This window comes from Microcoleus sp. PH2017_08_TRC_O_A, from assembly GCF_020738665.1.
Taxonomy (GTDB): Bacteria; Cyanobacteriota; Cyanobacteriia; order Cyanobacteriales; family Microcoleaceae; genus Microcoleus.
On the sequence record NZ_JAEQCE010000058.1, the window covers coordinates 1 to 13026 of the forward strand.

The window sequence follows — 13026 nt, forward strand, 5'->3', positions numbered from 1 at the left end:
AGTTGGTGCATTTGGCTTTTGGGATTTTAAAGTCCCAAAAGCCTTTCGATCCCAATTATTTACTTGCTACCCCTTGACAGCTCAAGACAGTATCTACAAATTTGGTTTCAAAAATATAACAAATTGTTCTAACACGGCAAATTATGAATTACCAATTACAATTACCAATTACCAATTACCAATTACGCTTATGCTATATTTAGCCCAAGTACAAAAGAAGGAAATTTCAGGTGAGATAAGTCTGCAATTGCTGGCTTGTCAAAATTATGATGAGACATGGGCTATTCTTTTTCAAGAAACTGTCTTGACGCTACCGCCAGATTTCGATCGCAATGTTTTAAATGAAGGGATGCTAGTATTAGCAGATATTGGCGAAAATAGCAAGATTTTGTTGCATATTCAATCGGCTACAAACTGGGTGCTAGAATTAGTTCAGAAGTATTTAACAACAGGCTTTACTCCCGATTTTTTGCAGCAAGAAGCCCAGAAGGCGGAAGGGTGGCGGCAATCTCTCACCTTGCAAAGTCAAGAGTTGTCTCGCCGCTTTATCGAAGTTGAAGCCCGCCGCGAACAAATTCAAAATTTAGAGGCCAAACTACAACAGGAAAAGGAATTGCTCGAAAGTACGATCGCCCAATTGAAAAATTCAACCACTACACCACCACTTTGACTCCAATTAACACAAAACAGTTAAGGACACGGCACTGCCGTGTCCCTACAAATCTCATTTGCAATTTGCTGGACATCATATAATTTGTAACTTGACAAATAGCCCTTACCCGTTGCCGAATCGCCAGCCAAATTGCCCGCTGCTAAAGCACTTTTGACTTCAACCAAGCGGCGGGGAGACACAACAGTTTCTGAGAATTGGTAACGTATGCCCGCTTCTGAAACACATCGTACTGATTGCGCTCGATCGCATTTAAGATTCTGCTGTACAACATCGTAGCAGCCCACACTGTCCAGCGGATATCGGGACTGAGCACTTTAATTCCCGGTTCGGCGCTGGCGTATAATTTGCGAGCTCGCTGAATTTGAAAGCGCATCAATTCCCGCCAGCGGTTGTCAATTACACCGTTGAATAAATCTTCTTCGGTATAGTTGAACAAAGCTAAGTCTTCTAAGGGAATGTAAATGCGGCCACGACGGGCATCTTCTCCCACATCGCGCAGAATATTCGTCAACTGCTTGGCTATACCGAGGGCGACGGCTTCTTCTTTGGGAATTCTATTCCCCCAGTGCCAATTCCAATTAGCCGCAGAGTTGGATTCGTCTACGCCCATCACAGACATCGACATCAGCCCAACAGTGCCGGCTACTCGGTAACAGTAAAGATTGAGCTCTTCAAAAGTTTCGTAGCGACTGCGGTATAAGTCCATTTGCTGGCCCGCAATCATCTCTCGAAACGGCTGAATGTCGATCGGGAAACGAGACAGCGTATCCACCAAAGCCACGTCATAATCATCGTGGGGATGGCCCGCAAACACAGATTCTAGGCGTTTTTCCCACAAATTTAGCGTTTCAGGGGTCGTAGCCTCAGAACCAGGCCCGTCTACGAGTTCGTCGGTGCGGCGGCACCAGACGTAAATCGCCCAGATTGCCCGACGCTTGGCTTCGGGCATGAGTTGAGTGCCTAAATAAAAATTTTTGGCATAACTCGCTGTGACTTGGCGGCACAGTTCGTAGGATTCATCCAAAGAGGCCAGAGTTCTCATGCACTGGAGTTTTGACAGTTGCAGCATCCGAGAATAAGAAATTTAAAGATTAGAACTGACATTCCCCCGTTGAGACAACAGGAGATTCTTTTACGTCTTGAGGACTTACGCATCTGAACAAAGAAACTGGGTTTTTGAACCGAGATTGAGGGTTCTAAGCAAATATTTTGGCTAAAAACCCGGTTTCTGGTCGCCCGTGCGTCAGCCCCAGTCTTTATGAAAAATTCTTAATTTTTCATTTTTTATTGGCAGTTGAAATAGCCTGCGCTGTCAGCTTACCAGAAAGCACGGCACCTTCCATACTCGCAAGATAACGCTGCATCGTATAATCCCCCGTTAGATAGAAATTGCTAATCGGAGTTGTTTGCGAGGGACGGCATTCCTGGCGTCCGGGGGTGGCTTTGTAGACGGAACGTGGGGTTTTGACTACGTGATATTTGAGCACTTTGGCGGGTTCTGGGATTTGGTCGGGAAAGAGTTTTTCTAACTCGACCATTGTGGCTGCGACGATATCTTCGTCAGATTTGCCAATCCAGTCTTTGGCGGGTGCGAGTACCAGTTCCAGCATGGATTTGTCTGGGTTGGCATATTCGCGGCAGGTGTTGCTCATGTCGGCGTAGACGCTCAGTAAGGGCGATCGCGAGAATAGCAAATGGTCGATATCTGTCAGCTTGCGATCGAACCACAAGTGTACATTAATCACCGGTACTCCCTCCAAACCTTCGAGCTTTTTGAAATAAGCCATTTCGCCCCAAGGTTTCGGCATCATCAACTTCAGCGGGTCAACCGGCATCGCCGAAACGTAAGTATCGGCCGTCAGAATTTCTTCCTCGGCCCCCTTGACGCCACCAATCTGGAAACCGCGCACCGTGTTGTCATCATTGAGCAAAAACTCTCTGATGGGTGCATTCAGCCGGACTTCGCCACCGCGTTCAGTTATGTAGTCTACCATCGGCTGACACAACCTCTCCGTAGGGGAACCGTCTAAAAAGGCCATTTTCGAGCCTTTTGTCTCTTGCAAGAAGCGGTTGAGGGCTGTCAGCAGAATGGTTGCAGATATTTCGTGGGGGTCGATAAAATTCAGCGCCTTGGACATGGCGATGAATACTTCTTTTTCGACTCTGGGGGGGACGTTTTGCTTTTTCAGCCAGTCTGAAAACGAGTATTTGTCCATTTCTTCGACGTATTTCTGGCCTTGAAGTATCGCCGGAATCAAACCAATGCCGAAACTGATTTTTTCGGCCCAGGTGAGCATATCGTTGTTTCTGAGGATAGCCACAAGGCCATTCAACGGAGCCGGAATATTGGGAAAGTCAAAGCGAGAATAGGTTCCGGGCGTTTCCGGCTGATTGAAAATCATCGAATGTTCTTTCCATTGCAGCCTGTCTTCAATGTCAAGTTCTTTGAAGAGTTTCAGCATATTTGGGTATGCACCGAAGAAGATGTGGAGGCCGGTTTCGTACCAGTCGCCGTCTGCATCTTTCCAGGCGGCTACTTTACCGCCGAGTACGTCCCGACTTTCTAGGAGGATGGGGGTGTGACCCGCATCGGTAAGATATTTAGCGCAGGAAAGTCCTGCTAAGCCTGCTCCGGCGATCGCAACTCGCATTTAATACTACTTGGCCTCTATATTCACTTTGTGTTCATTATACTTTACAACTCGTTACAAAATTTTGGGCAATCTGTAGGGACGTGGTTGTGCCGTGTCCGGTGCGGGGCGATCTGGTTCTTAGCTATTTTTAGGGAAATTTGCCATGCAGTTGCTATTTTTTGCCCTACGTGCTATAATTAGTAAACATACTGAAAATAAAAACTATGAACAGTTTTGTCAGCGACGAGACCTTAAGGCACGAAGCCGAAATTGCCTGGCTTGTAGATATCAGCAAAATGCCTTGGGTGCGAGAGAGCGAGGTAAATTTTTCTACCAGAAAAGGAGTCTCTAAAAAACGTCTTTCAGAGCTTCAGCAAGGTCAAACTTTAGTGGGGTATGCAGAATTAGAAGATGATGCCCCTCCTACCGGAAATCATAAGTGTTTTATCAGACGAATTTTCACACTTCGTGAAAATGACTATGAAGCTTACAAAGTAGGTAGCTCTACACAGGCAGATCATCCTACTGAAGCAGTAGAACCATTAAGTATAGAACCTAAACACAAAGGGCTATCTCCGAGTAAGAAATCTCAAATAGCTGTGAGAGTTCCCCGTAGTCTTTTTAGCAAGCTCAAAAGATATGTTCAGCAAACGGGCATATCTCAAACTGATGTCATAGTTAGCGCTCTAGCTAGTCATCTAGATTCTGTCGAAGATATACCAATGATTCAGAGGCTATTAGAACTTGAAAAGAGAGTTTCTGTGTTGGAAATCAAGAGCTAATAGATACAGCCATTAGGTAAAACATCTATTTTATAGATGGGAATGACCACTTGAGGGCACAATCTGTATAGACTTTAAACTTAGTATAAAACGATGGTACAAACAATTCAAGCTCGAAATGTCACGATGTACGGCTTGAGAACAAAATTTGGAATTAAATTAGTCAGAGATGACCAATTCTTTCGCGAGTGGCAGGATAATTTGCCAGAAATCTCAGAAGCTGAGAAACAGCGATTAGACAGAGTGCAAGCAAGTTACACAAATTTACTAGAATATCCCCCACTTCTAGAAAATACAGTCAAAATGGTAGTATTGTCTCCATTGTTGGATTTAGCAGATTTTTATCTTGCTCCTTTTCACGTTACTTCCGAAAAGTCTGTAGAAATTGTTGACGAAGATGAAGGAATGATTGTCAGGGGACAGTTGGATGTTCTAGCTTTGTTTCAGGAGTTTTGGGTAGTAGTTATCGAGTCCAAGAAAGCGGCGTTCTCTTTGGAAGTAGGGATTCCGCAGTTGCTAGCTTATATGTTAGCTAATCTGAAGAGCGATCGACCTACTTACGGATTGTTAATGAATGGGGCAGATTTTCTATTTGTCAAATTAGTTAAGGGGGAAACACCGCAGTACGCTTTTTCTCGGAAGTTTTGCCTTTTAAATCCAGGGAACGAGTTGTACACCGTGCTGAGTATTTTGAAGCGCCTCGGTGAGTTGAATGTAGGTAATCTGAGTTAGTGGGGGAATCAGAAACCGGGTTTTTGCAAAAATCTTTGATTTTCACCCGCAGATTCAGTGAAAAACCCAGTTTTTTTGCTTGGAAAGGTTACGCATTTAAACCACTAACGAGGCCTGTAGGGTGCGTCAGCTCAATCGCTCCAAAAGCTAAGGTAAACGCTGTGGGCTGACGCACCCTACAATACTTTTACATACATGAAAACGTGCGATATGCTGCCAATGCTGCTTGTTTTACAGCTTCTGGGACGATCGGAAAAGTAGTCAAAACATACGCAAATTCTGCTTCCGTTAATTCGTAAAGGTGAGCGATGATGCCATCTAATTCCGCTCGCAATTTAGCGCGTTCTGTTTCATCGGTAACGCCTTCTCGGTGCGAGTTTAAGCCGACTTCTTGGGCTAATTCGTCAAATTCTGGGGCAGTGCAGATCAGTTTTGCGGCGCGCTGTACGATGTCCGAGAAGTATTTGTCACCAGTGGTTAATCGCGGGATAGGAATTTGGTAAATATAAAACATATTAAGAGTTGTAGTCACTTTTTGACGGAGAAACCAATCCACAATAAAAGAGTTACACATTGCACAAAAAGCCAACATTTCTGCTTGACCAATTTTAGATTTACCTAAATCGATACTGGTACTATTATTATCAAAGAACACTCTGCTGGGAGCAATGGTCGTAATTAATGTACGCGAGTCAGTATTACGAGCAATTCGTCGATGTACCCAACGATAGCATTGATAATCAAGTATCTGATTGCAATCTTTATTATTTCCAAGTAATTCTTTTCTCCCCATTTTTTCTTCGATCCAGTATGGCGCAGATTCATCAGTTTTAGTGAATTGATGAAACATTTTTCCTACAAAAAGTGGTAGACTATTGCTTGTGGCTTGAAGTTGAAAAAAATCAGTTCTGTTACCCCTGTCAAATTCGCGATGTAGTATACAATTCCATTTCCCCTTAATCTGTTCGCCAAGTAACGGGAATTGCAGCATTTTTTCAGCAATCCGAATATCTCCATCATTTTTAAACTCCATCACCGACAGAGAGTCAGGAGATAACTTCCGCACTAATTCAACGCTAATTCGCAAGCTATCAGCATTAGGAAACCTTTGCAGTTCCTCCACATCAAGACGCATAAAAGCAGAGGAAAACTCAGTTGTTATCCCATCCTTCTCAAAAGTAAGAACAACTATTTTGAAACTCTTATGAACCCCTTCAAAAATTGTTTTGCGATTTTCTAAACAAAATAACCCCGTGACTTGTGTTTGACTAAATAACATTTCCCGCAGTTGCTTAGTACCCAAGTCAGTGTAAATGCCGCTGGGAATCACAATCCCGCACTCGCCACCTCTGCGTAAGAGATTAAAACATTGTTCTACAAAAAGTTTATAGAGGTTAATATCCGTACCTGCTTTTTTACCATTGACAATCGAAATCTGATTTTTGTACTGTTCTGCTGAACAATAGTAAGCACTAATGTGGGGAAAATTGCTCTGATATTCCAACCAAGCATTAGCAACTTCAGAATCTTGCAAGAGTTTCTTTTGCTCTTTTTCAAAGCTCTTAATATCCATCTTTTTTTTCGTCACTAAATTGCTATGATTAGCAAAAAACTCCTTAGCATCTGGCTTGAAAACTTCCCAAGGTGGATTAGCAATAATCGCATCAAATCCTCCCCGTTCTAAAATTCTGTCAAAGTGATATCCCCAGTGAAACGGTTGCAATCTTGCAATATCATCAATAGTTAAAACTCGTTTATGAGGTTTCCCCGCTAACTGCACCTCTTCGTACTTAATTTTCAGCCTGGTAAACTCATCAAACAATAACTGATTTAACTTGACTTGCGACTCCTGGTTTAACTTTTCAATATGCTGCCGCAAATTCAATAATCGCGATTCTTGAGAAGTTCCTTCCTCTTCCCCAGACTGAAAAGCGTGTTTTTTATATAAATCAATCGACTTATTCTTGTCCGCTAAAATTCCTTTGTAATTAGCAGAAGCTAAAATTTGCAGTAAATTACCTTGGCGCGAATTTCCTACAGAATCAAATCGTTCTTCATCAACCCGAATCAATCCAATTAAGGAATTGCCAGCCATGATGTTAAAATCAATATTCGGCAGCGGTTCCAAGTCGCTGACATTCTGCGCCGCCGAAACTAAGGCTAAAAATAGTCGCAATTTCGCAATTTCCACTGCTTCCGGCATGATATCCACGCCGTAGAGGTTGTCGCTGATAATCCGTTTTTTGATATAATAGTTGAGTGATGAATGCTCTGTTTCGATGGTTTTGAGTAAGTCGTTGAGGTAGTGGTCGGTTAAAAACTTGCTTGTACCGATGATTGTTGAATAGATGTAAATCAGCGTTTTCATCGCTGCGACTAAAAACGCGCCGGAACCGCAGGCTGGGTCTAATAATGTGAGGTTTGGGAGGATTTCTTCTAGTAGGCGGCGGCAGAGATTTGCGTCGAGATTGGTGAGGAGTTCGGTGATTGTTTCAAATTGATGAGAAGAACCCCCCCGGCCCCCCTTGCTAAGGGGGGAGAAAGAGGGGGAGGGGGAGGAAGAGTTGGAGGAGTTGAGGGATTGGTTGACTTTATCGAGGATTAGTTTGTTGATTGTGCGATCGCACAAATATTCAGTAATCTCCGGCCTGGTATAATAAGCACCAAAGGCTTTTTGGTTAATGTATTTCTCAAAGATGTATCCCAAAACTGCCGGATTAATTTCGTTTTCCTTCCCACCAACCGTATCGTCGAGATTCCAAGAATAGCGCGCAAATAAATCTAATATTTTCTCGAAAGCAGCATCGGGTATAGCAATATTCAGATAATTCTGTTCGATGGGATGTTCCAGAAATAGTCCCCCATTCAAATATTTAATATTGCCAATCAGCCTTTCAACCTTATAACTTCGTTCATATTGTGGCTTAGCAAATCCCTCAAAAAACAGTGTTTTCAAGAATTCCGAGTAAAATAAATCGGTTCCCCGCAGTTTACTTTCAGCTAACTTTTCCTGCAAATATAGCATTTTGCCGCTGTCGATAAACCCTTTGCGCTGCAAAAAATAAACAAACATCAAACGGTTGAGTAAAACCGAAGTATACCAGCGCCTGTCTGTCTCCTTATCTATCCCGGAAATCACACTTAAAAATTCAACGTGTTGCTGTTTGAACTCTTCAAAAAACTTCTTAGTAACTCGTTCAACATCCAATCCAGCCTGCAATCTTTGGGCGACATCAATCACCGATAGCGTTTCTAATTCTGCTAATTCAACTTTTAAAGCTGTGACTTTACTCAACATTAAATCGCAAGGTTCCCGTTTCACATATACACGATCGCGAGGATAAAGTTTTGTACCTTCGCACTTCACCCAATACCAAAGAGATTTAGTCCGATTTGCATCAATAAAAATTAATATATTTTCGCGGGATATCTGGACAATTTCGCGATAGATTGTCAATCTTTGGGCCGCATTGGGAATGTTACCGCTAGCGGTGGTAATTTCATATATAACTACTCCTAAAAGTTGGGCGATGGCTGTTCGGGAATAAGTCTCGCCATCAACTTCTGCGGGTATGGTTTTGCGGGATGATGGATTATCCCAACCGAGTTGTTGGACGAATAGTTTGTTGAATTCAAAGTCTTGGAGAAGTTGACGGGATTCTGTAAGTGTTTGCGGCATGGTTATATATTAAGGAAGAAGGAAGAAGGAAGAAGGAAGAAGGAAGAAGTAAGTTAAATCTGAGATGTTGTACTATTTTCAAGAACGGGCAAGATGCCCGTTCCACAAGACTTAATTTGATTTTGGAATGGGCATCTTGCCCGTTCCCGGTTTCTCGACTCCCAATAATTATATCCTCTGAAACAAGCCTAAAGAACAAATAATCATTGGTTCCCGTTTGTCTCCATCTTCACTAACTATACAAAAACGGTCATCCATCCTCAATCCTACGACTAATTCGGCTAAAGCCCGATCGCCAATACCGCTTTTTAACTGCCGATTCAACGTGTCAATTGCCGACTGGCGCAGGGGATAGCGGTAAATTTCATCAATGGCTTTTGACAACTCATCGGATGCAAATATTGTACCATCCATTTGCTTAAAGTAACTCTTCAAACGTTCATAGGTTCGGAAGCGGGCACCGGAAGACTTCCCTAATTGTCCGCCCGCAGTTAACTCTTCTTCTGCTATCAATTCAGCACCTTTTTGAACTAATTCGTGATGCTGTTTGTCTCTCGCAATGGCTGGTGTTGCTTCATCGCAGGCGGCAATTCTTAATATTGCCAGTTGTGATTGTGTGACGCTGTTTCCAGCGCGATCGACCCAAATTAACGAATCATTACCCTCCGTAGTTTTCATGTACAATAAAACTCCTTCTGGCTGCAATGGTACGGGTGTATGAGCGCGAGTTGAGTAAACTACATTTGGCATTGATTCAATGGTTTTCTTCAAAGTCGGATTATTGTCAGTCGCATTTTTCCAAATCTGAAAAGCTTCTGATGTTAGGTCAACTTCGGCATCTTCTTCTCCATCTAAAATCCCGGATTTTTCATTGTAAATATCCAGAATGACTTGTGGTGAATCGTCCTCAAAAAATGTCTCGTCGGTGCCGACAACTTCGGCATTTTCCTGTAACCGTCGGCGCAGTCTGGCGCGGAGATTGATAATCCGTTCTACTCCTTCGTCTGGCAAAAATGAATAGCACAAAATGCGATCGGCTGTTTGCCCGATTCTGTCTACTCTTCCCGCCCGCTGAATCAACCGGATGATTGCCCAAGGTAAGTCATAGTTAACGATAATTGCACTGTCTTGTAAGTTGTGACCTTCACTCAGAATGTCGGTGGTAATTAAGACGCGCAATTCTTATTCTGGGGAGATTTTATCCCGCTTATTGTTGCTAGTTGGACTAAACCGGAATGTGACTTCTGTGGGGTCTTTTGATTTGCCTGTCACCGATGCAATGCCTGCAATTTTGAGCTTGGTTAAGTTATCAGTTATATAGCGGACTGTATCGGCAAATTGAGTAAAAATTAGTATCTTCTCATTCGGATGAGTTTCTGCAATCAATGTCACCAAAGCTGCTAACTTTTCATCTGGTTGAGAATGCCATGCACTGGAAGTTTGTAATACTTCAATTAAAGAACGAGCATCGGCTAGCAAATCTTGTTTTAACTGCTTGCTATCAAAAAAGTCTGATTTTAGCCATTTAAATCTGCGTTGATAGCGTGTTTGATATTCTCCATAAACTACTTGTGCTCGTTGCTTAAAACCTTTTTCGCCTGACAGCAATTCAGCTTCGATATCTAAGAGTTCTCCCGAATCATCTTCGGTTTCTTCGGTATCAAAATTGCCGATCATAACTGAATCAGCATCTTCATCGCTGTTGCGGGTATCCAACAATTCTGCATCCTGAGTGCCGATCGGGATATCGGAGTTTTGCCCGATCGCATACAAATAAACAAAATTCCGCAGGATGTGCCGCTCGATCGACTGAATAAACGCACTCCCGCTGCTTTCTAGCCGTTTAAACAGGTTTGTCCGCGGAAAATCTCATCAACCGACGACCGCCACGAAATAGGGCATTTAACTGTCGCTGTTCTGCTTCAGTCGGCTGTTGTTTGGGTTTTTTGGCGATGTAATTTCCGAGTCCGTAACGGGGCAGATTTAGGGCGTTGATGACTTCGACAATTTCCTCAAAGTCAAGCTGGGAGTTGGTTGTGGAAGTTTCCGAGGAAAACTTAATGGTTCTGGGAATGCGATCGGGAAAATAGGAGCGCGTGCCATTGGCAAATTCTAGATATTTGCGATCTTTTTCTGCATCGGTTTCCGCATAATTATCTTTGATAAACGAGCGAGTTCGCCTCACCATGTAGCGCTTCATCAAATCTCGCCAATCATCAGGATGTTCGCTCTTTTCAAAAGCCGCTAAAGAGCGCACCGAACATTGATGTCGCTTCATAAATTCTAACTCTCCTTGACTGCCGCCGCCCAATTGATTTAGCAAAGCTTCGGGCCGCAATCCTAAATTTTGGTCTTCGGGAATAAACAGTCGCAACTGAGCAGATAAATCTAAATAGGTTTTATTATAAGGAGTTGCCGAAAGCAGAATACATTTACTTTCATTGATGGCAATATATTCTTGAATCGCTCGATATCGCTTGCCTTCTCGATTTCTGAGGTTGTGACTTTCATCAATTAACACAACTCGATAGCGTCGCAATTCCGGCAATTCTTGCTGTACCCGACTGATGGATAAGACTTTTGCCAGGAGGCGATATTTATCAGCATACTCCTGCCACATTTTGACCAAGTTTTTCGGAAAAATAATCAGGGTTTCCAAGAGACAATCTTCTTGGAGAATTTTGGCAATAGCTGTACCGACTAAAGTTTTGCCCAAACCTACCACATCGCCAATAATCACGCCTCCCCGTTTGGTAATGTGACGGGCTGCTAGCTTAACGGCTTCTTCTTGAAACTGAAATAAACCCTTAAAATCGCGGGGAATCTGAAATTCGGAAATACCTGCGATCGCCTCGCGGGACAAATGATAGACTCTGTTGAGATAGATGTGATAGGGTGGAATTGGTTCGGATCGCGCCCAACTGCGATCGAGAATTTCTGCGAGTTCTTTAGAAATATCAATACAGCCATATTCTTCCCAGCGGTTTTCAAACCATTTTTGCAACTTATTACAAGCATCAGAATCTAAGATATCAAGATTCAATTCTCCTTGCTTTGAGAGTCCCGATAAAGTCAGATTGCTGCTACCCAAAAATCCGACAATCGGACTATTTGGATCGTGACGATGAACGAGATAGAGCTTGGCGTGCAGGTGATAAGCTAAGAATAATTTAACAATAACTTTTCCGGTTTTAATCTGATAGCTCAATCTGCGTAAACCCTGCTCGTCAATATCACTGGGAGCCCCGATTATCAACTGCTGGCGAAATTCCTCAGCCATCCGTTTTTTGAGGCGAATAATCGTACTATTGTCAATCCCCCGATGATGGGAAATCAGGCTAAAACTAGCATTCAATTCATCGGATGGCAAGCTTTGCATTCCCACCAAAAGGCGGCAGCAGGCTCCCCGATTTCCCACATATGCTTCGATTAAATCGCCAATGCTCCGCCATCCCCTGAGATTGAAATAGCCCACGCAAAAATCGGCACGGTAGGAGAGTTTAATGGTTTCTCGTAATGCTGGTAGCAGAGATAGTTCGATGTTGTCAAAAATGCGTGGCACTTGGTTTTTTCTGTGATGAATAATGTTAGATTAATTGTAGGGAAACGGCACTGCCGTCTCCTCTTCTTTCTTTAGAGTTCTGGTTGAATTCCAGCCGATCGCAATTGAGCGCGTAATTGCTCTAATTGGTCTTCAGCGCGATCGGCTCTTTGGGCCCCCGATAACAACAGATTCCCTTCACTATCCCACCAGCGCAACCAAGGTAATTCCATATTTTGATAAGTACCTTGCCAAATTCCCAATTCTACTCCTAACTGTGGAATCGGATAATGACCGCGATCGTTTGCTGCAACTAATTGATACCTATCTTCGATCAGATGATAGACTTCAACACTAGCCTTGCTGACTTCATAAATTCCATAAAATGCCGGATGTATGACATTTTCATAAATCCAGAATTTACCAGCCTTAGTTTCCTGTTTGCCCGATCGCAATAAAGGCGTTCTGTCCCGTTCTTCAGCACCATTCCCGGATACAAACTCTAACACAATCAACGGTGATATAAACTCTTGCCACAACACATAATAAGGGCGAAATTTACCATCCAATGTTGGTGGAACATTCGGTACATAGAACCAGTCAGGTGCTTCTGCACCCTTTTCTAAGGGGTCAGTTAATCGCCAATAAATACCGCTATCTTGACCGATACAATAGTTACCGTCAGCGTGAATTCTTTCTAAGATAGGAGTTATGGAATCGGTTAGTAAAATGCTTTGGGGATGTTCTTGAAAGTTCTTCACAAAAGTACCGTCTGATTCGGGTAGTTGAGTATGATCCGGCCAGCCTGTGGGATTGTTTTCTACATCTAAGCTGAATTTCATGGTTTTATGGTGATTGAAGGTGTTTGTGCGATCCTCTTCGAGGGCTGCGCTAACGGCTTTTAATTTTGATGTTGATGATAGGATAACTTTTGCTCTCCATTCTAATCAATTTGCTCCTCAGTCCCTGCGCCAAAGCCATATGGA

Annotated in this window: 10 protein-coding genes; 3 read left to right on the top strand and 7 right to left on the bottom strand. The window is 43.1% G+C overall.

Going from position 1 to position 13026, the window contains the following annotated elements:
- On the top strand, window positions 1-670 hold a 670-nt coding region (locus tag JGK22_RS20110; RefSeq protein WP_293313482.1), incomplete at its 5' end, for a hypothetical protein.
- Between the two features lie 142 nt (window positions 671-812).
- On the opposite strand, the gene crtB is transcribed toward JGK22_RS20110, so the two are convergent.
- A complete protein-coding gene (crtB, locus tag JGK22_RS20115; RefSeq protein ID WP_293183364.1) occupies window positions 813-1742 on the bottom strand; it encodes a 15-cis-phytoene synthase CrtB in 930 nt (309 codons plus the stop codon).
- A 208-nt stretch (window positions 1743-1950) separates the two neighbouring features.
- Window positions 1951-3324, bottom strand: a complete 1374-nt coding sequence (pds, locus tag JGK22_RS20120) for a 15-cis-phytoene desaturase (protein WP_293183366.1) — start codon at window positions 3322-3324, stop codon at window positions 1951-1953.
- Between the two features lie 206 nt (window positions 3325-3530).
- Here pds and JGK22_RS20125 point away from each other — a divergent pair, with 206 nt between their 5' ends.
- Entirely contained in the window at window positions 3531-4088 is a 558-nt protein-coding gene (locus JGK22_RS20125) for a DUF6009 family protein (RefSeq protein ID WP_293183368.1), read from the top strand.
- A gap of 93 nt (window positions 4089-4181) precedes the next feature.
- Window positions 4182-4820: a restriction endonuclease subunit R gene (locus tag JGK22_RS20130; protein WP_293204911.1), complete on the top strand. Its 639-nt coding sequence runs from the start codon at window positions 4182-4184 to the stop codon at window positions 4818-4820.
- Between the two features lie 187 nt (window positions 4821-5007).
- Here JGK22_RS20130 and JGK22_RS20135 read toward each other — a convergent pair whose 3' ends face one another.
- The 5 genes from JGK22_RS20135 to JGK22_RS20155 form a co-directional block, all read right to left on the bottom strand.
- Complete coding sequence (locus JGK22_RS20135; protein ID WP_293313484.1) at window positions 5008-8499, bottom strand: DNA methyltransferase; 3492 nt, start codon at window positions 8497-8499, stop codon at window positions 5008-5010.
- Between the two features lie 168 nt (window positions 8500-8667).
- Entirely contained in the window at window positions 8668-9678 is a 1011-nt protein-coding gene (locus tag JGK22_RS20140) for a helicase-related protein (RefSeq protein WP_293313486.1), read from the bottom strand.
- 3 nt (window positions 9679-9681) lie between these two features.
- Window positions 9682-10272: a hypothetical protein gene (locus tag JGK22_RS20145; protein WP_293212377.1), complete on the bottom strand. Its 591-nt coding sequence runs from the start codon at window positions 10270-10272 to the stop codon at window positions 9682-9684.
- Between the two features lie 70 nt (window positions 10273-10342).
- Window positions 10343-12061, bottom strand: coding sequence for a phospholipase D-like domain-containing protein (locus JGK22_RS20150; RefSeq protein WP_293212378.1), 1719 nt, complete (start codon window positions 12059-12061; stop codon window positions 10343-10345).
- 71 nt (window positions 12062-12132) lie between these two features.
- Entirely contained in the window at window positions 12133-12882 is a 750-nt protein-coding gene (locus JGK22_RS20155; protein ID WP_293183380.1) for a Uma2 family endonuclease, read from the bottom strand.
- Between the last annotated feature and the right edge of the window lie 144 nt (window positions 12883-13026).